This window comes from uncultured Methanobrevibacter sp. (assembly GCF_902774605.1).
In the GTDB taxonomy this organism is placed as follows: Archaea; Methanobacteriota; Methanobacteria; order Methanobacteriales; family Methanobacteriaceae; genus Methanocatella.
In genome coordinates, this window is record NZ_CACYJE010000024.1 from 1 (window position 1) to 24236 (window position 24236).

Consider the following 24236-nt stretch of genomic DNA (forward strand, 5'->3'; position numbering starts at 1 on the left):
ATTCTATAAATATAGCACCTCCATCACTTGCATTATTGCTCATAAAAGTAGAATTTACAACATTACCACCAACTACTGCACCACCCTGAACCGCAGAATTTTCAACAAAAATACAATCTAAAATATTAGAACCATATACTGCACCACCATAACCTACAAATACATTAAGCCTTAATGCATAATCATATTCTTCAAATCCTCTAACTCGATTATTTGAAAAACTACAATTTACAGCAGAACCACCATACATTGCACCTCCTTTATTAGATGCAGTATTATTAATAAAACTGGAGCTTGTTACATTCACATCACAAACTGCACCACCCCATCCATTATGTTGAAAAGAAGGAGAATAAGGATTATAATGCCATATTCCATCACCATAAACAGTATTATTAATAAATGTGCAGTTTATTGCATTGCATTTCCCATCAATGGCACTTCCTTCACTGGAATAGCCATTTTTAAATGTAATATTTTTAAATACCACTCCATCATTAGTGACAGTGAATAATCTTACCTTAGAATTTCCATCAACTACTGCATTATTGATTCCTATGACATTTAATGATTTATTAACATTAATGGTACCTGTAAATACATAATTACCATTCAAAACAATAGTGTCCCCGTCATTTGCACTGTCTATTGAATTTTGTATTTCATTAAAATCAACTGGATTAAACTCTGTTTTTAAGACTTCTGAATTGTTAGAAACTTCTAATTTATCATCAGCAGCAATTTTATGTGAAATCTCATCAACATCTTCATTAACCACATCACTTTCATTCAAATCAGCTGCACTGACTGACGTGACTAATCCAATACTTATTATCATTAAAATTAATATAAAAGCATGCTTCCTAATACTTAAACCCCCAACCTAAATATTATTGATATATATTTATGTTTAAAAAAAGATTTAAGTCAAGCAAAGCAAATGCTTTCATTAAAAAAAAGAAGAATGGAATGACTACATTCCATTATAATTTTACTGTCCATCCAGGGTATTTTTTAGCGGATTTCTTAATAACAATTTTAGTGGTTTTTGATCCACTGTATTTGAAGCTTTGAGGTGTGATTTTAACCTTATGCTTACCCACGCTCAATTGGTTGGTAGCATATCCTGCAACTCCTTTTACACCACTGAATTTTTTGGTTTTAAGCTTTATGGTCTTGTATTTTTTGCCGGTGTATACTTTCAGGATGAGTTTCACTCCATTCATGAATTTTTTGGTTTTCTTATTTAAGACCAATATGGTCAAGGCTGACCCGTCCTTCATGTTGCTTGGCTTGGCTATTATTTTAATCTTTGTCTGCTTTACAACCTTCACGGATGAGGATATGTCCTTGCAGGTGTAGTTGTCATCAACGAAGCTTGCAATTATCTTATGGGTTCCTGCGGATAATTTCTTGGTATTGTACTTGGCAACGCCATTTGCATCGGTTTTGACAGCGGCTGTCTTGTATTTCTTGCCTGTGTATATCTTCAATAGGATGTTTTTGCCTGAAATTCCTTTACCTTTGGAATCGGTTAGTTTGATTGACCATTTGGTGCTTTTCTTATGTGCGACTGTTAGTTTTGATGCCTTTAGTGCTGCTTGTGTTTTTTCAACAGGAGCCGGCTCATCGGTTGAAGTGTTGGCCACTTCAACACTTGTCTCATTGGCGATTATGTCTTTTGCAGTGTCGCTTAATTCATCTGCATTGTCGTCAATGCTTACGGGTTCTGTGTCTTGTGATGCAATCAATTCACTGTCGGAGGACATTTCCTCTGCGCTTACGTGTGATATTGCACAGACGCCTACTAGAAATAGTAGCAGCAATAATATTATTTTCTTGTTCATGAAAAATTCCACCTTTATATATTATATTCTGTCATAATTGGAATATAATTCAGTTAAAGGAAAATCTTTCATCAAGAATTATTCATTGGCTTTGAGAAATTCGTTTTGAACCTGCACTACCTCGGCGCTGGTGTCGGCTTGGCTGTAGGCTTCCAGAAGGTCATGGTTGAGTTCGATGAAAGTGTGTCCCCATTTGTAGCCATTCATCAAATCGATAGCTTCCTCTTTAAAACGTGTAATGTAGAGTGTTGCGCTTATCGCCTCGACTGTTGATAAGATGCATGGCTTTCCGTAGTTTACGGGGTTTGTTGCTATTAGGAATGGTAGTGATCGATGGTATTTTGATAGTGAGAAGAATTTTTTGGAACTTGACACCTCGTTCCATGAGCAGTCAAGTCCAACTATTCCTCTTCTTTGAACGTAACGGTAGTCCTCATAGGATACTGCCTTTTCAGCATACGGGTTTAGCACAATGGCTCCTGACGGAATCTTGTTTATGTTTTCAACAAGTCTGCATTTGCCCATCTTGGCCAGTTTTATGGCTGTGCATTTCTTCTTGTCGCACTCGTTTGCATGAAAGACTGTAATCCTCATGGTTCTATCCCGCTACCTGCTGTATTGCACTTTGGTTTCCTGCCTTGACCTCTTGAATCAAGTCCATCTGTTCGTTGAACTGGTCCTTGGTCAATCCGAATTCCTCGTATATTTTAGGAACGTTCTTGCTTTCCTTTAGGGTTATGCTGTTGAGCAATGGCTCCACAAAGTCAGTGTATGATTCACCGTAAGTGTTCAGGGTCGCATTGACCTTGGAGTCCGCATCAATTATCATGTAGATTAGGTATCCCTGTTTTTTCTGCTGTGACTGGCAGATTATGATGTTCATCGGATCGTCATCTGAATTGGAATCGTTGCCCTCTACAGCTTGTGTGAAGTAGATGTTCCATTCGTTGCCGTTAAATGTTCTTTTTTCAGGATTCATCACTCCCTGGAGGTAGTAGATGTCCATCATTGCCTCTGAATCATCGACTGTTGATATGTTGTAGGTTATCTTGTTCTTCTTATCCTTGTAGGAGTGCATGAATTTTTCCTTATCGTCGACAAGCTTCACCTTTCCTGAGAAGGTTCCTTCCATGAATTCTGTTTTGAATGGAGTGGTTTCACCATTTCCATTATCATTATTACCGTTTAGCATTCCAGTGGCAAAGACAACGCCCAGTATGGCGATTATCACTACAACCACTGCAATGATCAATATATTCTTGGTTTCCATTAAAAGTACTCCATATAATTTAGTTATATAATATTTAGTAAAAAGTCTTTAATATAAGTTTAGTTAGATATATAAATTATAAAATGTTATTAAAGGTCTTTTTATGAATAAGAAAATGCAATATCAAATATTACTTATTATTCTGATAGTTATAGTAATATTCAATTTAACCATCATGGTCTCTGAGGTCACTCGTGGACCGGATAACATTTACAATGTTACAACTGTCGGTAGTAATGTTAATGGTACTGTCTATAAGATTGAAGCCGGTAACATGTCAAGCAACGAAACCGTGGGAATTATTCTTGGCGTTCACCCTAGGGAGCATGAGATTCATGAGGAAGTCAATAAAACCATTTATAACATTACCAATGAGAACGGTACACAGAACCTCACCAAAAGGTATGTTATCTATTATGTAAAGACTATTGACAATCTGACCTCCCGCGAGGACACCCGCCCTGCAGGTGAAGAGTTGGCGAATAAGTTTATTGTTCCGAATATCGTAAAGGACAATCCGATTCTGGTTATTGATGTTCATGAGATAAATCCTGATTATGAGTATTCCAATTTCATATTCAGCCTATCCAACAAGAGTGCAGAGCTGGATTCATACATTGACAAGCTGTCAAATGATGTCAATCTGGTTGAGTATGATTTCGCTGACGGCACCAGTCCCGAGAAGGTGACCATTCCTATTGCCGAGAAGGGCATTGACACTGTGCTTATGGAAACTTCAATTACCGATGCACTGACCCAGAAGCATCAGACCGCTGAGAATCTGGTTAGGAGCCTGGACGGATTATGATAGGTAGTGATTGTATGGAGAAGGTTAGAGGTATTTTAATCGGCCGCATGCAGCCCGTGCATAATGGACATGTGCAGGTCATCTCAAGGATTCTTGAGGAAGTTGATGAGATTATCATAGGCATCGGAAGCGCTCAAATTAGCCATGAGCTTAAAGACCCCTTCACTGCGGGCGAGCGTGTAGTGATGATGAGCCAGGCACTCTCCGATATGGGTGTGGACTCCTCAAGGTATTATATTATCCCTATGCAGGACATTAACTTCAATGCGGTTTGGGTTTCACATGTGAAGATGCTCACTCCACCTTTCAGCATTGTCTATTCAGGAAATCCCCTGGTCAAGCAGCTGTTTAGTGAAGAGGGCTTTGAGGTCAGACAGCCCCCTCTCTATGACCGCCTGCACTTGTCAGGCAGCGAGGTTCGCCGCAGGATTCTGAATGATGAGGATTGGAAGGAGCTTGTCCCTCAAGCCACTGTTGACCTGTTGAGGGAGATCAATGGTGTGGAGCGCTTGAGGAACTTGTCAGTGAAAGAAATAAGTGACATATAACAATGGTTATATATTAAGTTGATTATAATAATAATGGAGATGAAAAAATGGTCGTAAGAGTCATCGAAGCAAAGGAAGATAAAGTTACAACAGCAGACCTGATAGCTGAACTTAAAAAAAGCACAAAAATAGACTATTCCGGAGCAATATTCACATTCGAGGGAATAGTGCGCGGAAAAGAAGAAAACATGGATTTGGAAAAACTGATATTGACAACCCCAGACAGGGAAAAGACAAAAGCTGAAATCGAAAAGATCGTTGAAAACGCCAAGATAAAATATAATGTTCATGAAATCTCAGTCGTCCACTACATTGGAGAATTCTACACAGGCGACATGCTGTTCCTCGTAGCAGTTCTCGGCGCACACAGGGGAGAAACCCTTGACGCATTGAAGGAAGTAATCGAAACCGTCAAATATGATGTCGAGTTTAAAAAAGAGGAAATCTCAAAGCAAGGAACAAAAACCATCCTAGCAGGAGGATAAGTTGAATGAGCACATTGATGATGATCATCAGGTTAATAATTCTTTTCATCATCGTCTATGCAGTCGTTAAAAACATTAAAACCTTGTTAAAAGCAGCAATTATTCTTTTTGCAATATTAATATTGTTAGGATTTTTGGGAATATAATCCCAAATCCTAAAAAAACCCCAAATATATCTTTTTTTAGAATTTATTTACCGATTATTACTTCAGTGGATTTGATGATAGCGCATACATCATCGCCTTCAGCTAAACCTAATTTTTCAGCAGATTCCTTGGTGATGACTGCTGTGATGGTGTTAGGTTCTGAAACTTCGATTTTAATGTTAGCCATTACGGCACCTTTTTCCACACCGGTAATTTTTCCTTTTAATTGATTTCTTGCACTAAGTTGCATGATTTTCACATCCTTTATTTTTTACAATATAACATAGTATCGAATTGCATATAAATCTTTCGTTTTTACAGTTAAATACCCATTTTAAAATCGATTACCTAAAATGCTTCATATCGGAAAAACATTACAAAACATTAAAATATGACTAGCCCAAAATCAAATTAAAACCTAAAACAATCAACAAAACATGAAAAAAGAATAGTAAACATACCCTATTTAAAAAATAAAGATGAAAAAACACTAAAAATAAAAATGGCCAAATATGCGAAAAACGAAATTATACCAATTCACATCTAGAAAATTATATTAAAGAAAAACCCAAAAACTATAAGCATGAAAGTGGAACTCGAATCAGTAGGAACAATACACACAGAATTCAAAAAAGTCGAAGGCATGCCCATCCAGCCGACAGGCGCAAAGGGAATAAAAGGAACAATAGAAATAAAGGACAAGTACGTTGACGGACTGAAGGACCTTGACGGATTCTCACACATTCACCTAATCTACCTACTCCATAAAGTGGAGGGCTACATGCTGGAGGTAAAGCCCTTCATGGACAACAACACCCACGGAGTCTTTGCAACAAGATCCCCAAAAAGGCCGAACCGCATAGGCATGAGTGTCGTTAAAGTGGATAAAGTTGAAGGAAACACCATACACGTTGAAAACGTTGACATTCTGGACGGAACACCACTGCTCGACATCAAACCATACGTTCCACAACTATACGAGGACACCATCGACGAACTGAGAATCGGATGGTTTGAGACAAATCACCAAAAGGCAAAATCACAAAAATCAGACACCAGATTCAAATGAAGGGATTGAACATAATCCCCACATTTTCATCCCATCAAAAGCATGCGGGACACGCCCCAAATCACCACTGACAAAATTAAAATGATTATCCCATACTTTTTAGCGTTTTCACTGTCATTGCGAGTCATCAGATATATTCCAAAAACAATGCCAATTATAGGAATTAAAATGGCAAATAAGAATCCTAAAACCGTTGCCAATGTATGGCTTTTCTCCTCTGCAGTAATCACAATGCCATCATTGACACTGGAGGCATCCAAATTATTCTGAATATCATTTAAGGCTTTCCTGCATGACCGTTTAGGAACTCCTGCAACAAAACCCTTCAGCTCGGACTCGCCGCCAAAAGCAAAAGCACGAACCCATCCTTCCAATGTTAAGTCATTGCCGTTGAAAGTATATTTAATGAATTTAGGAGCAGTCAAAAAACCCGCACCGCATTTATAATACTCTTCATCATCATTGCGCTTTAATTCATAATTATATGAACTTAAAATTTTTTTAATTACCTTTTCACTTTCACTTGGATTTTCACATTTCAACTGAATCACAGTTCTTGACATGGAATCACCTCTAAATGGATAGAAATATATATTAATCGTTTTATTATAAAAATCGCAAAAAATAAGAACTTTATAATGATTCAATTGTCAAAGAAAATCTTTAATTATAAAAAAAGAAGAAAAGAAAGCTATAATGCATTTATAGCTTCAGTAATTAATTGGATGGTGTTTTCAATATCATCCATGCTGCATACGCTGACAGGAGTGTGTATGTAACGTGTAGGTACTGACAATACCCCTGTCGGAATTCCTTCACGGGTCAAGTGGATTGCAGTACCGTCAGTGGTTCCGCCGTCACTTACCTCTAGCTGGTAAGGAATCTCGTTTTCATCCCCTGCATTTATGAGCATGTCCTTAACGGACTGTTGGGTCAATATGCCTCTTCCGCTTGCATCAGCCAAGATGATGGCCGGACCTTTACCCATTACCACTGGTGCCTCATCAGGCTTGATTCCAGGATGGTCACCTGATAATGTCACGTCAAGGGCAATCGCAAGGTCAGGGTTCAGTTTGAATGCTGAAGTCTTAGCCCCTTTCAGGCCAACTTCTTCCTGCACGGTACCGACACCGTACACGGTGGCGCGGGTTTCGACTCTTTTCATGACTTCCATCATCACATAGCATCCTACACGATTGTCCAGTGCCTTACCCATAATCCTGTTGTTTGGATATTCCTCGAAGAGTGCGTTGAAGGTCATTTTGTCCCCTACTCTGACCATCTTTTCGGCTTCTTCCTTGTCCTTTGCACCGATGTCAATGAACATGTCTTTTGCCTTAACAACCTTGTTTCTTTCTTCAGGAGTTGTTACGTGAGGTGGTTTTGAACCGATTACCCCTACAACCGGTTCTCCTACTGAGGAGTGGATTGTCACGGTCTGGTTCATTAGCATCTGGTCGTTGATTCCGCCGATTGTTGAAAAGTTAATAAAACCATTATCGTCAATGTATCTTACCATTAGACCAATTTCGTCCATGTGAGCTGCCAACATTACAGTAGGAGCCTTCTTTTGACCTTTTTTGGTTGCAATCAAGTTTCCCATACTGTCAGTTTCGATTTTATCAGCCACATCTTTTAATTCACGTGTAATAATTTTAGCTATTTCCTCTTCAGACCCGGACACACCCGGTGCTAAAGATAGCTCTCTCATTAATTCCATCGTATCACCAAATAATTTTTAATGTTTTATATTATTAAATAGTTTCCATTACATATAATTATTTAGGTGAGAGTATGACTATAATCAATATATTTTTCAGTCCCTCAGGGACCACTAAAAAAGTTGCAGAAATAATGAGCGGCAATTTCAGCCAAGAAAAGGAAAACTGTGATTTGCTTCACTTCCAATCAGAAAAAGAATTATCAAATGATGACATTGCAGTGGTGGTGATGCCTGTTTTTGCCGGAAGACTTCCTAAAACCGCTTGTGAAAGACTGTCAAAAATCAAGGGAAATGATGCTAAAGCCATTGCGGTTGTCAATTACGATAACGCTCATGTGAGTGATGCCCTGCTTGAACTGGTTGACGTTTTATCTGATAATGATTTTAACGTTGTTGCTGCAGCCTCAACCGTCAGCCACCATTCAATCTTCGATGGCGTTGCTGTCGGAAGGCCTGATGATGAGGACATCTCTAAAATTAATGATTTTACAGTGAAATGCATTGATAAAATAGAATCAAACGAATCATTGAAAGCAGATATTCCGGGAAACAGACCATACACTGATTACAAGCAATTGCCGTTTACAATAAGCTGTGATGAGTCCGTCTGCGCATTCTGTTATGATTGCGTTAACGTCTGTCCTGAAAACGCCATTCCGGATGATGACCCTGTTGCAACCAATCTGGATATCTGCTCACGCTGCACAGCATGCATTTCAATCTGTCCGGAGGATGCACGCAGCTTCACTGGAGACGCATTTGAGGCTAAAAAAGTAGATTTCGAAAAGGCAAACAGTGAAAGAAAAGAACCTGAGTTCTACCTATAGACTCATTCTTTTCCTTGCCACTTCCCTTACATATTCATTCTCATCATTGATTGATATTTCCTTTAAAACACTTTTACTGACTATTTTTTTAACAGCCACTTCACGGACTCTCCATGCGTCTTCCTCACGGGCGATTTTAGTGAGTGTTTTCTGGTCCCTTATTAGTGAAACAGCCCTTACTGAAATGTTTTCAGAGATTCCCTGCTCGTAGATTTTAACTAGGCATTTTTCAACCTTGATCTTGTTCAAAGCCTGAAGTGAGAATTCCTCATCCTCATTGGCCAGGACTATGCGTATCAATGTTTCCAAATCAGTTATGTTATCCAGTGTTTTTTTGCTGATTGATGAGAGTTTGGCATTCTTCAATATTTCAATGAAGTTCTCCTCTTTGGTCACATGGCCTAATGCTTCCTCTGCAACATCCTCATAGGTTGAATTGATGGCAACATATACGAAATCATCTTCACTGACCAGTGCAGGATTTGTTATTGCATGGTTTCTTACGAACTGGTCATCATCCTCAAGTGCTATCCTTATGAGTTCCTGAGGGTTGGTGATGTTTTTAACAGCAATCTGGCGGACAAAACGGTCATCTTCACGGGATATTATCTGTGTCAGTATCTTCTCGTCAGTGATTTTCTTGACGGCCTCGCTTCTGACGATTTTATCATCATCATTCAAGGCTATTTTTGAAAGCAATTCCTCATCATCTATTTTCTTGACTATATCCAATCTAGCATCCGCCTTTTTAGAGTTCAATGCGATGTTTTCTATGATTTCAGGATTTTCAATCCTGTCGAATATTGCAGAGCGGATTTTTGCATTGTCCTCGTTAAGGGCAATGTTTGCGAGATTATCCTCATTCTTGATCTTGGCGATGGCAGCCATCTTGACTGATTCGTCCTTGTCTTCAATGACAACCTTTTTAAGCATATCCTCGTTGATGAATGAATCCTTAAGGACTGCGGCTTTCCTGATTGACTTGTCCTTAGCCTTGAACACAAGGTCATACAGCACTTTCGAATCTTCAATCTTGGCTATGGAGAGGTTCCTGTATTTCTTGTCCTTTGCCTCGATTGCTATCCATTTCAAGGTTTCCTCATCAGCCACCTTGTCGAATATCTCATCGACATGAGGGTTCTTGCTGGTGTTAATCACTATCTCTGCAATGGACTTGTTGTTTTCCCCAAGCCTTTCCCATGCAAAGCTTCTGACGTCAAAGAACTGTGAGTTTTCAGCCGCATCCCTCAATAGCCTTTCATCCTTAACCTTATTGATGGCTATCAGCCTTATCGCACGGTCCTTGATGTTTTTTGACATATCCAGTGCCACATACTGGTCAGTTATCTGGTCTGCGGCGGTCGCCCTTTCATACCTGTCCTTGCTGTTGGTTGCAATTTCCTTGAGCAACAGCTGGTCCTCGTCGATGTCCAAATCATCAGGGATGATCTTCCCCTCTTTCGGCTTTTCCTTCTTATCGCTTTTCTTAAATCTGTCAAATAATCCCATGTTAATTTACTTCCTTATACATTCTGTCTAAAAAGCTTGCTAGTGATATTATGTCCTGACAATTGTGCTCGATTATGGGCACGACCGGTCCGATGTTTTCCTTTTCAAGATAGGTGTCATAGTATCCCGGTATGTACTGGCCTGGAACGTCTCCTTCACGTTTTATGTCAAATAGTTCCTGCTCGATTGTCTGCAGTTGGCAATTTGGGAGCCTGTCGCCCCATAGGTTTTTTGCAAAATACATCAAGTCCAAGTGAGGAATGTCGAGGTTTGCCTGCATCCTGTTATATGCGCACCTGTTTTTTATGAACGGAACATCGAATGTCTTGCCGTTGAATGTGACGTGCACAGAATCATCGTCGAGGTGTGAGAGGTATGCCTCTATGATGCTTGCCTCCTCAGTGTAATTTCTAAGGAAGTACTGTGAGGATATTATCTCATCCCCCTTTATCTCGGCCACCCCTATGAGTATTATCGGAACGTTGGACAGTCCTTTTGTCTCTATGTCCATGAACTTGAAGTCCTCCCTGTCCTTTAGGCTTATGCTTTTAAGGATATTGTCCCTGCATTTTCTAGAATACCTGTTGTCGTCGAGGAGGTTGATTATGTCTAGATATGACATGTCTTCGATGCTTGCAAGAAACTTTGAGGCAATATCAGAGTACTTGTCATGATTTTTCAATGATTTAATTGTGGAATAACCATTATTCTTTAGTTTTTCCTCGGTTTTAAGACCTATTTTAGGCAATAATTTTAAATTATGATTTATTTGGCTTTTGAAATCGTTATCCTCAATGTTGAAGTTGACCTTTTCCCGAGTGGTTATTTTCAGGCATTCTCCAAATGAGTTGCTTTCGACTTTACAGTCCATGACATCCTTCAGGTGTTTTCCATCATATTTGATTAAAAGTTGCTCTTTCAAATCGGAAAAATATGACGGTGACAATTTCCTGGCCTTGCTTTTGGCCTCATCGGAGGGATTCATCGAACTTATTGAGTTTGCCAGCATTTTTTCCAAATAATTTTCAAAATTATCATCATGTGTCATTCAGTTTTACTTTATGGATTTCATGATATAAACATTTTTTAATAAAGTTCAGTTGAATTTTTATAAATTACAATAAGATTTATATATTGTTAAATGCATATAATATAATTGGCTACAATGTAGCCATGAGAGATAGATTAAACAGCCAAATTTTAAAATTCATTTCTCTAAAGCTTGTAAAACAAGTTGTTAGGTAGACGATAGCAATTATTTTCTACCTAACCATCCCAAAACTATTTTTGATTTCAACATCACATTTGGCAAAGTTAGAAAAGTATTTAATATTTTTAAACATAAATATAATTATTTATATTTTAAAGGTTTGAAAAATGAAACTGAAGCTAGCAATAATATTCTCGATAGTGATATGGATACTGACCTATGGCCTATCATCGATATTCAATCCATTATTCACAGACAATATTCCCCACATAAACATCGTAATACCTATTATAACCATTATTGTAACAGGATTTTTCGGAATATTATACATCAGGACCATTGAGACAAACGAAGTCATTGAAGGAATACTGTTTGGACTGATAGTAGTCATAGTAGACTTAATCCTAGACGTGATATTCTTCGTCATGCCAAACACACCGAACATACTCTTCGACAATTTCCAAGTTCACATCATTTCAATGACAATAATAACATTACTGATAACCACATTTTTAGGATACCTAGCGCAAATGACTATAGATTTAAAATAAGGAGATAAAAATAAAATGATACCAAAATCACACCCACGTTATGAATCTTTACTTTTAAGAGACAAGATGGTTAAAGCATCAAAGGAAGGATACCTGGCCGACTCCGCAATGATAGCCCATGGAAGAGGAGAAGCATTCGATTACCTGATAGGTGAAAAAACAACATATCCTGCAAAAAGAGCGATGTATGTGGCTGTTGCAGCATTACTGCTATCAAACAATCCAGTAATATCAGTAAATGGAAATGCAACCGCACTGGCAATAAATGAAATAATCGAGCTGGCCGAAAGCGTGGGGGCTAAAATTGAAATAAACCTATTCTACCGTACGGACGAAAGGGTGAAGATCATCACACAATTATACAAGAATCAAGGTTACAAGGACATTCTAGGCACACTGGACGATGACATTGAGTATTTGAATGACATTAAAAACAATCGTGCAACCGCAAGCAAAACTGGAATCTACTCAGCAGACACCATCCTGATTCCATTGGAAGATGGCGACAGGGCTGAAATATTGAAAAAGAGCGGCAAGAACATATTGACAATTGATTTGAATCCGCTTTCAAGAACATCAAAAATGTCTGACGTGTCAATAATGGACAATATCGTTCGCGCAATACCATTCATGACAAAAATCGCTGAGGATTTGAAAACCCAAGACAAGAAAGTGCTGATAGAATTAGTTAACGAATTTGACAATGAAGAAAACTTAAAAGAATCATTAGAACAAATAAAATTAAAAGAGTGAATATAATGCAAGTAATGGGAATATCCGGTCTACCAGGTTCAGGGAAAAGTCTAGTTTCAGACCTTGCAACTGAAAAGGGAGCAATAATCGTCAGCATGGGTGACATCATAAGAGAAGAAGCTAAAAAAAGAGGGGAAAGCACCAAGGATACCGCTCGAAACCTGAGAGCAGAACATGGAGAATATATCGTTTCAGAATTGACAATTAAAAAAATCAAGAAGCTTCAAGATGAGGGCAATGAAAACACCATAATCGTTGAGGGAATCAGAAGCCCGCAGGAAGTAAACATGTTCAAGGAAAACTTCGAAAACTTCATAATCCTCTCCATCTTTGCAAATCCTACACTGAGATTTGAAAGGCTTCAAAAAAGAATGAGGGAAGACGATTCCAAAGACTACAATGAATTCCTCAAAAGGGATCAGATGGAATTGGATTTCGGTATCGGCACCGTCATTGCACTTTCAGATAAGATTATCATCAATGAAAGCGACCTTGAAAGCTATACTGAAAAAATAAATGAATTTTTAAAGGAAGTGAACCTTTAAACTATTTTTCTTCCAAAACAGCATCTTCGATAATGTAAACGCCACTGTCAAGATGCCATTCCTTTTTATATTTTAAAACCTTAAGTCTTTTTTTGAATATCGGACCGTCAATGGCCAATGTTTCCGCTTCACCGCCTTCAAAGGCAATGTCAACATAGTATTTCTCATTGATCTTTACAAGCTCGTCAATGCATTCATCATCAATGACACGGCCCAGCCAGGATTCATCCAAACCCCATGCCGCCACGCCGCAGATCATGATTTTAAAACCCAGTGAAATTATCCTTCGTATGTATTCAAGCTCATCAACATGCCAGTAAGGGGAGATGATTTTAAGCCCCACATCCCGGCCCAATTTTTCAATTCGTGATTTTTGATAAACAGAATAAAGCGCACCGGTGTATATGGCCTCAACGCCTTCATTTTTAAGGTCGATGAATGCGGCCCTCAAATCTTCAAGTTCCTCCTCCTTAACGCCATCAGTTTCCACTGACATCAACGGTATGTCAAGCGCCTCTGAGAGCAAATCGGTGATGTGGATGTTTGGAACATGAAACATGTACGACTCGTCATTCCTAGATTTCATTGAAAGAAGATATTTGACATCTTCTTTCTCCTCCAATGCGGCATGTAAAGCCATTGTACTGTCCTTACCGCCTGAAAATAAAACAGCAACATTCATGTTATCGTTTGCGTTTGGTTCTAAGGAATTTTTTAAATCTTCTGTATGCAGGCACGATTGAATCCATGTAAATTCCAGCCACAGCCACAATAACGCCCACGACTCCACAAACCAATGTGAACTCGATGTTGGACAGCATTGATGCATTGGTATTGTTCAGGCTGTCCTGAATAGGACCGTCAATGCTGGATGCCACAATTCCCTTGTCAAGCAATGCCTGTTCAAACTTATCCAATTGTGATGAATCAACCACTAGAACAGCCTTGATTTGTGCATATGATATTGTTTCACCATAAACTAGTTTATACCAGTCGGAAAATGATTTTAAAGCCTGTGATGAAGTGTAATTCTCTTCAAGTTGAATTTCAATTGTATTTGAAGTCACATTATACTCCTTATAATGGGAATCAATGTTTCCAACTATTGAATCAAAGTAGTCATGCTCCTTTTGATTGAAGCTCCACATCGGTATCGATATGGAAGTCTCGTCAAACGATTTGAATCCCTCCATTGAAGAGAGGGAATTCCTCAACTGATTGGTGTCAATGGAAGATGACAAGTCCAAATACAATGTCTCCTCATTATCAGGCATGTTCCTTTCAACAATGCTTACAACCTCGGGCAATTCATCATAAATCGGATCAAGGAAGAATGCTCCTCCAATGGCTCCAATCAGGAATGCTACGCCAAGCACTAAAAACACTTCACGCCTGGGCATGTACCTTCTCAACATTCCAATTGAAAAGACGAACACCATCATTATAATGAATAAAACAATGTATATAATTGTTGTAATAATATCCATAAATTTCACGCCATTTAACTATTATTATATTTAAATATTTGATAATAATACTTAAATAACTTTTTACTCATTTTTTGTATATCCTCATGTTGTAGCTTCCCACCGGCCATTCAACGATTATGGTATTGCTCCCCTTGCCTAATGGTATTGATGTTTTTTTAAGATTTGAATCGTAATTTTCCTTAACCGTTTTAGAAGAACCGCCCTTAAGTTTCAGATTGCAGGAGGCATGGTCATTATCAATATTGAGTTTAACGGATTGCTTTGTGACAATGTTTACTGATTGCCTTGATCCCTGACCCTGACCGTAGACTGTCTTGATTGCATGTGAGAGCTTTGACAAATCAGACTTCATATTCATCGCATCTGAAACATCCATGGTGTTTTGTATGGTGAGCTCTGTCAACGGCAATGTGAACACCAGAAGCAGTATCAATGATATTGCCAATATCAGCAGGTACTCCAGCGATACCTGTCCACGACTGTCCATCATCATATCACCAATGCAAGGTTTTTTGTTACAAGCATCATTATATCACCGTAAAACACCGCTATCATCAGTCCCGCAACGATTGCTGGAGTGTAGGGGTATGATATTTTGACTGATGCGTCCTTTTTAAGAATTCCCTGGGCCTGCATTATCTTCAGCTGAATCACGTCCTTGCTCGTCAATCCCCCTGCACTGAATGACTTGAAATAATATTTGAACTCATCATCATCCTTGTTTTCATGAACTTCCAGGTTCCCATCCAGGGAATCAATCAGCTCCTTAATCTCGCCATTGCTGAAATAATAATTGTTCATGATGTCGCCTTCCTTCAAATCATTTATGGGCACGGTTTTGTTGAGCGCATTGTCCATGATGATTTTCAGGCTGTTGACGTTGAAAATGTTGAATAGGATATCGGTGTTGCTTTTGAACATATCCTTTTTAATCATGACATATGTGACGAATATGACGAGGAATGGGAATGACACCAGTATGCTGTTGACAACCACGCTGAAAGAGAATGGGTATATTGACAGCACAGGGAAAATGTTCAGGAAATCAATATTTAGCCCCGATGGTATTACTGTGGCAATGCCGGTAAACAGCCTTACATCACCCCCTCCCCACATTTCCAATTTCCATAAAAGATAAGTGATAGTATAAGTAATCACCATTGAAATAAATGAGGCCAGAATGAATTTAATGTTATTTGAAATCACTGACAAAATCAGGTTGGAGCCCAACCCAAAAACGACCATGACATAGCATAACAAGTCGGGAACATAATTTCTCCTAACATCAAAAATTGCAGCGCAAATCGAAAACAATATTGTGATTATTATTTGAATTAAAAATATAGTACTGAAATTCATGAATAATACTATTTCACGTCAAATAATATAAATTAAGCAGAAAGCAAGCCATCAAAATTGCTTTCAACTTGTAAAAAAAAAGAAAAATTAGTTTTTAGAATACTCATAAATAGCTTCTAAAAATGATTTGAATAATGGATGTGGCCTATTAGGCCTTGACTTAAATTCAGGATGGAATTGGCAACCGATAGCCCAAGGATGATCAGGCAATTCAACAATTTCCACTAAAAAGTCATCCGGACTGGTACCTGAAATGATCAAGCCCTTATCCTGCAATTCCTGCCTGTAATCATTATTGAACTCATACCTGTGCCTGTGGCGTTCCTCAATATCAGTTTCGCCATAAGCCTCATGAGTCTTGGTTCCCTCAATGATTTTACAGTCATAAGAACCCAAACGCATAGTTCCGCCCATGTTCTTGATTTTCTTCTGCTCCTCCATCATGTCAATGACAGGATATTCAATATCATCACCGAACTCGGAACTGTTGGCGTCAGGATAGCCGTTGCGCCTTGCAAACTGAGTCACTATTGACTGCATGCCCAGACAGATTCCGAACAACGGCACATTATTTTCAATGGCATAATCGATAGCATCAAGCTTGCCCTCGAATCCCCTTTCACCGAATCCTCCAGGAATTAGAATACCGTCAAACTCGGCCAATGCATCCTTGTCCAATTCATCTACATCGGAACTCAAGTACTTGATTTTAGCCTTAACACCAATGCTTGCTGCCGCATGAAGCAGGGATTCACGGATACTGATGTATGAATCTTCAAGCTCAACGTATTTGCCGACAATACCGATTGTGACTTCAGGATCAGTTATCCTTAATGATTCAACGATTTTTCTCCATTCGTCAAGCTTGGAGGTGTCCGCTTCAACATCCAATCCTATCCTCTTGACTATCAATTCACCGATATTGCGGTCCTCCAAAACAAGAGGCACCTCGTAGATTGTGCCCGCATCAGGAGTGTTGACCACTGCATTAACGTCAACGTCACAGAAATGAGCCACTTTGGCTAGAAGCCCATCATCAATGTGAACCTGTGACCTGCATACAATGACATCAGGATTTATACCGACACTTCTTAATTCCTTGGTGGAGTGTTGGGTTGGCTTTGTTTTGAATTCTCCAGCTGCATTTAGGTAGGGGATAAATGTAACATGGACGAACATAACATTTTCTCTGCCTTCTTCGTTTCTGAGTTGTCTTAATGCTTCAAGGAAAGGTTGGCTTTCAATATCTCCGACAGTACCACCGAGCTCAACTAGAACCACATCGTAATCTGCGCTTTCAGAGTTTGCCCTAATCATCTCTTTGATACGATTAGTGATGTGAGGGATGACCTGTACACATTCTCCAAGGTATCCTCCTTCCCTTTCCTTGGCGATTACGGATTCGTAAACCTTACCGGTAGTGATGTTAGCCATTCCATCAAGTTCAACATCCAGGAATCTTTCGTAGTGACCGAGGTCCAAGTCTGTTTCCATACCGTCATGTGTAACGAAAACTTCACCGTGTTGATATGGATTGAGTGTTCCTGAATCCCAGTTCAGATAAGGGTCTATTTTAATAGCTGAAACCTTTAAGCCATAAGACCTTAAAATTCTACCCATAGATGCTGATGTTATTCCTTTACCTATGGAACTTACTACCCCACCAGTTATAATAATATACTTTGTCAGATTAATCCTCTCCTTATTTAATAATAATATAATTTTAGATTTTACTAATATATAAAAATGTAACTCACTTTATAAATGATGGCCTTCATCGATTGTTTTTCCAGTGATATAGTTTATTCGAAATGTCCCTTGAGGTCTCGTCAAACTGGTACTGCCCACTGTCACCGTAATTTGCAAAGCTGTGTGACTGGACAAAATCGCTGCAGGAATCATCCGGACCCTCTGTCGGATATCCTCGCCTGCAAACCATGCCATAGGATGCTCCATATGGGCTTGTGCTCCAGTAGGTGCAGTTCAGACAGATTCCCTCACCATTATTCACCATTGAATCATAGTCAGGTTCTTCAAAGCCATAATCATCGCCATCCCCCATGTTTTTACCGTTTACTGCATCATCCCTTCTGACGGTTCTCCCGCATTCATAACAGTAGAAATCATCATCAGTGAAGCCGCCAAGCTCACTGTCGCAGACTGGGCATATTGGAGTTATGACCTCATCCTCGCTGAACATTCCTCCGCCGCATTCATGGCACAGGTATCCTCCGATGACTTCGGACAATGTGGCTCCGCAATTTGGACATAATCTCATTCAATCACTCACCAAGGTCTTGATGAACTCCTTAATGTACTTGTCGCAGAACTCCCATGTATGCTCCCCTTCATCGCCGACGAAAGTTGCATCAACGCCAGTTTCCCTCAAGTACATGTAAAAATCAGCGCTTTTCCTGAACAAGAAATCATCAATGCCACAGGCCATGTAGATATCTGGGATGTCCGGGCAGTTCTCAATCAGGTATTTCGGATCCATGTCCGAACCCTCCAATTTATCCAAATCGCCAAAGATTGACTCATAGAAATCCCTTGATCGCAGGACATTGCTGTCATCATCAAAATCGACAATATCATCAGTAATCAGTGCAGGTGAAATCATGCCTATCTTGGAGAAGTTTTCATGATACTTCAACCCATTACGGATTGCACCGTATCCGCCCATGGAAAAACCGGCAATGTAAGTGTCCTCCCTTTTGTCAGACAATGGGAAAATGTTTCTTGTAATGTCCAAGAGTTCCTGACCCACATATTCACCGTAATAAGCATGTGCCTTTTCGTTATCAACATAGAAGCTGTTTTCACCGCATGGTATGACAATGGCTATCCCATGGTCCTCCGCAAATTTCTGAATGGAAGTGTTTGCCAAGAAAATGTCATCGCTTCCGTACAGGCCGTGAAGCAGATACAATGTCCTGTACGGTTGCGGAACAATCTCCTCCGTATCCTGCAGGAAATGAATGTTATCCGCAGGCAAAATCACACTGATCGAAGTGCGCCTCTGCAAACTCTTGCACTTTATATCTCCCCTAAACAATACCATAAAATATCACCTAATCCTCCAATTCGCTTATGAACAATACGCATTTTCCCTCTTGCTTTTCAAAACCGCTGTACTCATAGAATCTGGAAATGCTTTCTTCTGTAATGACGACTATCTTAAGATAATCCTTATAATGGCTCTTAACCCTTTCCAACAATTCCTTGCCAACACCCTTAAGCTGGTACTTTGGCTTTACCAGCACATAATGGATATATGCGTTCATTATCCCATCATCCATTGCGCAAACCAATCCTACAAGCTCATCCTCATGCCATGCTGAAAAGACTGTGCTGAAGTTCCTCATGGCAATAACCAGCCTTTCCGGATATTCGCCGGATGCCCATTCGACGGATAGGAACAGTTCCTCAAGCTGTTTTCTGCTGAAATGATGCGTATTCTTGTATGTTATATCATATCTAATTTAAACCACCCTGTATTCTGTCCATTTATTTGAAAAGTATCTGTAAATATAAATTCCGGCTCTCACATACCAGTCTATAAACATTGCAATCCATGTTCCGAACACTCCAATTCCCATCCAATCGGCTATGACATATGATAAGGCGATTCTGCAGGTGAACATCACCGCCAGGCTGATGTACATAACTGATTTGGAGTCCCCCGCTCCCCTGAATGTTGCAGGTATCGTGAATGACAATGGCCATACAACAATTGCAAATATCCCGTGCCATATGACCATTTCAGTTGTCATGCGAGCGGTCTCAGCGGATAGGTTGTATATGCCAAGCACCATTGGCAGTATTGCAAATATCATCAGGTTTATAATAACATGTGATATGAATACCAATATTAAACATTTCTTGTTATAGTATCTTGCCTGCTCGTAATCATTGGCACCGACACAATTTGATATTACAGCAGTCAATCCGAGATTGATTGCAAAGCCCGGCAGGACTGAAAATATGCCAATTGCATACCCCACTGAGTTTGCAGCTATCGCCATTGTACCGAAAGTTGAAACCAAACTTAAAACAAGGACACGACCCAACTGGAACAAACCGTTTTCAATACCATATGGAATGCCGACCTGCAGAACCTTCTTAAGTATTTTAGTGTCGAACCTGTGCCTGAATGTTCGTTTAATATGCAGTTTATAGTCCTCGTCAACGGCAAAATACATTACTGCAATCGCCGCCACGACGCGTGAAATGACTGTCGGTATCGCAACGCCACGGACGTCCCATCCTAAAAAGTATATGCAATATGCATTGCCCAAAATGTTTAAAACATCACACACGAGCATTATCTTCATGGGGAGAGTGGCGTCATTGGTTGTTCTGAAAATCGCAGCCCCTGCATTATATATTGCAATGAATGGAATGGACAATGCCACTATATAAAGATACATGTCTGCATTGTGCCATACGTCAGCCTCGATCTGGCCGAACAGGACACCTATGAGAACCTGCCTTAAAAGGACAACCACAACCATCAAAACTGTGGACAGCATTGTTGAAAACCATACCAGTTGAGTTGCCGAGTTTCGTGCCTTGTCAATTTGCCTGTCGCCAAGGTACTGGCCGGCCACTACCGCTCCTCCCGTTGCAAGTGCGGAGAATGAGAAAATGAGCAATTGCATCAAAAAGTCAACAAGTGAAACTCCTGAAATAGCCGCTTCACCAAGTGATGCAACCATGATGGAATCGGCTAGGCCTACGAAGAATTCCAGGGCATACTCCACCAACAATGGTATGAAAAGGTAGAGCAGTGCCCGGTTCGAGTACAAGTATCCTTCAGGAGTCTTGAAAATGTTCATGATTTTATCTTATAAAGTTTGTAGCTATCTTAGGCTCTTCTTCAGGAGCCAAACCTTCTTTTTTACCTGCTTCAATACATTTCAGGAAGTATGCCATGTTCCTGCCCAATTGCCTCATGGTGGCAAGGCCTTCAAGGTCCTGTTTCACTTCATCAGGAGTGTTGCCGTGAACCATGTTCCAGTAGAATGAGGAAATGATAGGCATCTGAGAGATTCCCAGGTATTTTATGAGCTGGTCGTAAGTTGCAGTTGTTCCACCACGTCTTGCAGAGCAAATCACTGATGCTGGCTTGTGCTTGAATGCATCACCATCAGGATTGTGTGAGTTTGAGTAGAATGCACGGTCCAAAAATGATGTCAGTGATCCGTTCGCACCGGCATAATATACTGGTGATCCGAATATGAATGCATCTGCATCATGTGCCTTTTTGACAAATTCATTGACACTGTCCTTGTTATATGTGCATTTTCCAAGCTCGCTGCACATTCCGCATGCTGTGCAACCGATTATAGGTTTTGTCTTAATCCAGAATATTTCAGTATCAATGCCTGCCTCCTTCAATGTTTTTTCAACTTCAGTTAGTGCAGTGTAAGTACATCCTTTCCTGTTTGGACTTCCATTAACTAATATAACTTTCATCTTAATAATCTCCATCAATCAATCTTTGAACAAGGAAATGACCTTCCTTGAATTCCAGTGAACCTTTCTTGACTCCTTCTTCATCGAATGATTCACAATCGTCTCCTTCACGCTCGGAATCAAATATTATTATAGGCACGTTATCCCTTGTGTGTGTTCCGACACTTATTGGGGTTGGATGGTCCGGAAGTATTGCTCCGCGGAATTCCTCGCCTTCAAGGCTTTCGATGATTGGTCCGACAATGAACTCATCGATTCTTTCAATAGCCTTAACTTTTTCTTCAGTGTTTTGAGCATGTCCAGCTTCGTCAGGAGCTTCAATATGAATCAGCAATAAATCAGTTTCCTTCAATGCTTCAATACCATATTTTCCTTTAGCCTCATAGTCAGTGTCAAAGTATCCGGTAGCTCCAGGAACTGTCACGATATTCATTCCTGCAAAGTTTCCGATACCCTTAAGCAAGTCAACACCGGTGATTACTGAAGCGGTGATTCCATAGGTTTCCTCAAAGTTCGGCAATGTCGGTGTCACTCCCTGACCCCATAGCCATACCATATTGGCTGGGATTTCCCTTTTCTTGTTTACTTCATGATCTTTAAGGTATTCCCTTGCCTCATACATGATCTTATGGAATTCCTCTGCTAGCTCACAGTCACCGAATAGATTATCAACCAATTTTTCGCCGCTGATGTCATGAGGAGGCATTGTCTTTATGCTTGACAGTATTTCGGCATCCTCTACGCTGTCGCAAGTGTAAATGAAAAGGTGCCTGTAGCTTACGCCAGTGTAGAATTTCCCCTTGAAGTCAGGGTATTTCTCATTGAAGTACTCGTTAAGCCCCTTCATCAGCTCGTCGGCTTCCTCTGTGGAAATGTGGCCTGCGTTGAAGTCATCCATTTCATCATTTTCACTGTAAATGGTGTTGCATCTGAAAATTACATCTTCAGGTTTTGTTGGAATGCCTTCACTGCCCGCTTCCAAAGGTCCACGGCCAGTATAGTAATCGGCAGGGTTGAAACCGAAAATGCTCATGTTGGCCACATCAGAGCCTGGTGTGTACTGTTCAGGAACATTGTTTGTGAATCCTCCATAACCCATTTTCGCCAACTTATCAATGTTTGGAGTGTTTGCCACCATCAATGGGGTTTTGCCGTCTAGTTCATCTACCGGATAATCGCTTGATCCGTCTGGAATAAAAATTACGTATTTCATGTTATCATCTAGAAAAAAAATAGTAAAAATAAAAAATAAATTGATTTAATTAGTTTTTATTCTTTAAGATACTAATTAAATCGGTCAACATCGCTGAAGCAGTTTCAAGGGAACCTGCTCCAAGCCCTATTACTGAAACCTCATCGGCCAAATCGGTTTTGATTGTTGCCATGTTCAGGGTTCCGCTCACGTCATAGGAACTTCCCCTTTTGACTAAACGAGGGGATACCTGCAGGTTGTCAGGGGACACTTCAGCTATCAGTTTTATTAGGTAATCATCCTTTTTGGCAAGCTCAATGGCTTGTGAGTTGATGTTTGATATTCCTTCAACCTTAACGTCACTATAGGTTGCATCGATTCCCAATAGGGAATTTGCTAAAATGACTGTTTTGCATGCTGCATCTATACCTTCAACATCCTGTGTCGGGTCGGTTTCCGCAATGCCCAATTCCTGTGATTCCTTAAGAATGACTTCATACTCTGATCCTTCAGCAGTCATTCTTGATAATATATAATTGGTGGTGCCGTTGAGGATTCCCTTGATTGATTTGATCTCACATGATGCGAGAGTGTCTCTTGTGAAATTGATTATAGGCATTGATCCGCCCACACTGGCCTCATATTTGAATTCAACACCGGCTTTTTCCGCTGCACTAACTACTTCCTTGAATTTCAATGCCAAGTGACCCTTGTTGGAAGTCACCACGTCTTTTCCTTGTTCAAATGCTTTCAATGTCAGTGAAAGTGCAGGTTGTGCATCAACGATATTAGTAGGAGTTGCTTCGATTAGACAATCGTATTCAACGGCATCTAGAACATCCAAACCATTCTTATCAGACCCGAATTCAGGATATGCTGATAGTTTTCCTTCTTCCTTTTTAGTTTTAACAAGTAAATCTTCATCCAAACCATCTTGACATATTGCAGAGGTAGATGAATCAGCCGCAGCAACGACTTTAACGTTTACTCCGGTTTTATCTTTAATCAAATCCTTTTTCATGGACAGTGCATTGGCGACTCCCTGGCCAACTGAACCGAATCCCATGATTATAACTTTACATTCATCCATAATAATCACTATACTTCATTAATTACCAGTAATTCCTTTTCTTCCGCAATTTCTGCAATTTTATCAAATACAACTTGCTTTTTGCCAACGCCTGCTTCAATATTGATTAGTGCAGTTGATTTTTCCTCACCGTTCAACTTGATGTCGAATGCCACAATGACCACATCCTCAAGCTCGTTGATCCTGTCCATTGTGTCCCTTAAATCCTGATCCACAATGTGTCCATGGAAAATGGTGGTGATTTTTTCCTTTAAAAGCACTCCATCAATTTCAATTATGCTGAATCCCAATTCCTCAAATCTTTCAACAACATTTTTAAGGTCTTCGTGTTCGCCT

The 24236-nt window shown here is 39.8% G+C and carries 30 protein-coding genes and 1 pseudogene; 9 read left to right on the forward strand and 22 right to left on the reverse strand.

Features of this window, described 5'->3' with window-relative positions; translation table 11 throughout:
- From QZU77_RS05895 to QZU77_RS05910, 4 genes and pseudogenes are all read right to left on the reverse strand, one after another.
- A pseudogene (locus tag QZU77_RS05895) lies at positions 1-838 on the reverse strand (hypothetical protein); the annotation flags it as partial.
- 145 nt (positions 839-983) lie between these two features.
- Positions 984-1847: an Ig-like domain-containing protein gene (locus QZU77_RS05900; protein ID WP_295601435.1), complete on the reverse strand. Its 864-nt coding sequence runs from the start codon at positions 1845-1847 to the stop codon at positions 984-986.
- A 78-nt stretch (positions 1848-1925) separates the two neighbouring features.
- Positions 1926-2441 (reverse strand): DUF367 family protein, encoded by a 516-nt coding sequence (locus tag QZU77_RS05905; RefSeq protein WP_295601438.1) that lies wholly within the window; start codon positions 2439-2441, stop codon positions 1926-1928.
- A 4-nt stretch (positions 2442-2445) separates the two neighbouring features.
- Entirely contained in the window at positions 2446-3117 is a 672-nt protein-coding gene (locus tag QZU77_RS05910) for a hypothetical protein (RefSeq protein ID WP_295601441.1), read from the reverse strand.
- A 175-nt stretch (positions 3118-3292) separates the two neighbouring features.
- Between QZU77_RS05910 and QZU77_RS05915 the strand changes: the two genes are divergently transcribed.
- Genes QZU77_RS05915 through QZU77_RS05930 form a run of 4 tightly spaced genes read left to right on the forward strand, consistent with a single transcriptional unit; the run spans position 3293 to position 5104 of the window.
- Positions 3293-3925 (forward strand): hypothetical protein, encoded by a 633-nt coding sequence (locus QZU77_RS05915; protein ID WP_295601444.1) that lies wholly within the window; start codon positions 3293-3295, stop codon positions 3923-3925.
- 14 nt (positions 3926-3939) lie between these two features.
- Positions 3940-4473 carry a nicotinamide-nucleotide adenylyltransferase gene (locus QZU77_RS05920; protein ID WP_295601447.1) on the forward strand — a complete coding sequence of 178 codons (534 nt, stop codon included), beginning with the start codon at positions 3940-3942 and terminating at the stop codon, positions 4471-4473.
- Between the two features lie 47 nt (positions 4474-4520).
- Complete coding sequence (locus QZU77_RS05925; RefSeq protein WP_295601450.1) at positions 4521-4958, forward strand: molybdenum cofactor biosynthesis protein MoaE; 438 nt, start codon at positions 4521-4523, stop codon at positions 4956-4958.
- Positions 4959-4963: 5 nt separating this feature from the next.
- Positions 4964-5104 (forward strand): hypothetical protein, encoded by a 141-nt coding sequence (locus tag QZU77_RS05930; RefSeq protein WP_295601453.1) that lies wholly within the window; start codon positions 4964-4966, stop codon positions 5102-5104.
- Positions 5105-5147: 43 nt separating this feature from the next.
- On the opposite strand, the gene QZU77_RS05935 is transcribed toward QZU77_RS05930, so the two are convergent.
- Entirely contained in the window at positions 5148-5354 is a 207-nt protein-coding gene (locus QZU77_RS05935; protein WP_295601456.1) for a molybdopterin-binding protein, read from the reverse strand.
- A 333-nt stretch (positions 5355-5687) separates the two neighbouring features.
- On the opposite strand from QZU77_RS05935, the gene tsaA reads away from it, so the two are divergent.
- Positions 5688-6173: a tRNA (N6-threonylcarbamoyladenosine(37)-N6)-methyltransferase TrmO gene (tsaA, locus tag QZU77_RS05940; RefSeq protein WP_295601460.1), complete on the forward strand. Its 486-nt coding sequence runs from the start codon at positions 5688-5690 to the stop codon at positions 6171-6173.
- 26 nt (positions 6174-6199) lie between these two features.
- Here tsaA and QZU77_RS05945 read toward each other — a convergent pair whose 3' ends face one another.
- Entirely contained in the window at positions 6200-6736 is a 537-nt protein-coding gene (locus QZU77_RS05945; RefSeq protein ID WP_295601463.1) for a hypothetical protein, read from the reverse strand.
- A gap of 128 nt (positions 6737-6864) precedes the next feature.
- Complete coding sequence (locus QZU77_RS05950) at positions 6865-7893, reverse strand: M42 family metallopeptidase (RefSeq protein ID WP_295601465.1); 1029 nt, start codon at positions 7891-7893, stop codon at positions 6865-6867.
- A 74-nt stretch (positions 7894-7967) separates the two neighbouring features.
- Here QZU77_RS05950 and QZU77_RS05955 point away from each other — a divergent pair, with 74 nt between their 5' ends.
- Positions 7968-8723: a 4Fe-4S dicluster domain-containing protein gene (locus tag QZU77_RS05955; RefSeq protein WP_295601468.1), complete on the forward strand. Its 756-nt coding sequence runs from the start codon at positions 7968-7970 to the stop codon at positions 8721-8723.
- On the opposite strand, the gene QZU77_RS05960 is transcribed toward QZU77_RS05955, so the two are convergent.
- Positions 8718-10232, reverse strand: a complete 1515-nt coding sequence (locus tag QZU77_RS05960; protein ID WP_295601471.1) for a HEAT repeat domain-containing protein — start codon at positions 10230-10232, stop codon at positions 8718-8720. The genes QZU77_RS05955 and QZU77_RS05960 overlap by 6 nt on opposite strands.
- 1 nt (position 10233) lies before the next feature.
- Positions 10234-11280, reverse strand: coding sequence for a ribonuclease H-like domain-containing protein (locus QZU77_RS05965; RefSeq protein ID WP_295601474.1), 1047 nt, complete (start codon positions 11278-11280; stop codon positions 10234-10236).
- Between the two features lie 329 nt (positions 11281-11609).
- Here QZU77_RS05965 and QZU77_RS05970 point away from each other — a divergent pair, with 329 nt between their 5' ends.
- Genes QZU77_RS05970 through QZU77_RS05980 form a run of 3 tightly spaced genes read left to right on the forward strand, consistent with a single transcriptional unit; the run spans position 11610 to position 13291 of the window.
- Complete coding sequence (locus tag QZU77_RS05970) at positions 11610-11993, forward strand: hypothetical protein (RefSeq protein ID WP_295601477.1); 384 nt, start codon at positions 11610-11612, stop codon at positions 11991-11993.
- 15 nt (positions 11994-12008) lie between these two features.
- Positions 12009-12746, forward strand: a complete 738-nt coding sequence (locus QZU77_RS05975) for a phosphopantothenate/pantothenate synthetase (RefSeq protein ID WP_295601480.1) — start codon at positions 12009-12011, stop codon at positions 12744-12746.
- Between the two features lie 5 nt (positions 12747-12751).
- On the forward strand, positions 12752-13291 hold the full coding sequence (locus tag QZU77_RS05980) for a nucleoside monophosphate kinase (protein ID WP_295601483.1): 540 nt from the start codon (positions 12752-12754) through the stop codon (positions 13289-13291).
- Between the two features lies 1 nt (position 13292).
- On the opposite strand, the gene QZU77_RS05985 is transcribed toward QZU77_RS05980, so the two are convergent.
- The 13 genes from QZU77_RS05985 to QZU77_RS06045 form a co-directional block, all read right to left on the reverse strand.
- Positions 13293-13973, reverse strand: coding sequence for a TIGR00289 family protein (locus QZU77_RS05985; RefSeq protein WP_295601485.1), 681 nt, complete (start codon positions 13971-13973; stop codon positions 13293-13295).
- A gap of 1 nt (position 13974) precedes the next feature.
- A complete protein-coding gene (locus QZU77_RS05990; protein ID WP_295601487.1) occupies positions 13975-14778 on the reverse strand; it encodes a hypothetical protein in 804 nt (267 codons plus the stop codon).
- A gap of 67 nt (positions 14779-14845) precedes the next feature.
- Positions 14846-15271 carry a class III signal peptide-containing protein gene (locus QZU77_RS05995; RefSeq protein ID WP_295601490.1) on the reverse strand — a complete coding sequence of 142 codons (426 nt, stop codon included), beginning with the start codon at positions 15269-15271 and terminating at the stop codon, positions 14846-14848.
- A complete protein-coding gene (locus QZU77_RS06000; RefSeq protein ID WP_295601493.1) occupies positions 15271-16140 on the reverse strand; it encodes a prepilin peptidase in 870 nt (289 codons plus the stop codon). Before QZU77_RS06000 ends, QZU77_RS05995 begins: the two co-directional genes overlap by 1 nt.
- A gap of 87 nt (positions 16141-16227) precedes the next feature.
- Positions 16228-17859 carry a CTP synthase gene (locus QZU77_RS06005; RefSeq protein ID WP_295601516.1) on the reverse strand — a complete coding sequence of 544 codons (1632 nt, stop codon included), beginning with the start codon at positions 17857-17859 and terminating at the stop codon, positions 16228-16230.
- 55 nt (positions 17860-17914) lie between these two features.
- Positions 17915-18418 carry a hypothetical protein gene (locus QZU77_RS06010; RefSeq protein WP_295601495.1) on the reverse strand — a complete coding sequence of 168 codons (504 nt, stop codon included), beginning with the start codon at positions 18416-18418 and terminating at the stop codon, positions 17915-17917.
- Complete coding sequence (locus tag QZU77_RS06015) at positions 18419-19201, reverse strand: alpha/beta hydrolase family protein (protein ID WP_295601498.1); 783 nt, start codon at positions 19199-19201, stop codon at positions 18419-18421.
- A gap of 10 nt (positions 19202-19211) precedes the next feature.
- Positions 19212-19622 carry a GNAT family N-acetyltransferase gene (locus tag QZU77_RS06020; RefSeq protein WP_366208867.1) on the reverse strand — a complete coding sequence of 137 codons (411 nt, stop codon included), beginning with the start codon at positions 19620-19622 and terminating at the stop codon, positions 19212-19214.
- A complete protein-coding gene (locus QZU77_RS06025; RefSeq protein ID WP_295601501.1) occupies positions 19623-20978 on the reverse strand; it encodes an MATE family efflux transporter in 1356 nt (451 codons plus the stop codon).
- A gap of 4 nt (positions 20979-20982) precedes the next feature.
- Positions 20983-21618, reverse strand: a complete 636-nt coding sequence (locus tag QZU77_RS06030) for a flavodoxin family protein (protein WP_295601504.1) — start codon at positions 21616-21618, stop codon at positions 20983-20985.
- Between the two features lies 1 nt (position 21619).
- Positions 21620-22831 (reverse strand): cofactor-independent phosphoglycerate mutase, encoded by a 1212-nt coding sequence (locus tag QZU77_RS06035; RefSeq protein ID WP_295601507.1) that lies wholly within the window; start codon positions 22829-22831, stop codon positions 21620-21622.
- 49 nt (positions 22832-22880) lie between these two features.
- A complete protein-coding gene (locus tag QZU77_RS06040; RefSeq protein WP_295601510.1) occupies positions 22881-23900 on the reverse strand; it encodes a homoserine dehydrogenase in 1020 nt (339 codons plus the stop codon).
- 8 nt (positions 23901-23908) lie between these two features.
- The coding region (locus QZU77_RS06045; RefSeq protein ID WP_295601513.1) for an amino acid-binding protein at positions 23909-24236 on the reverse strand (328 nt) is incomplete at its 5' end.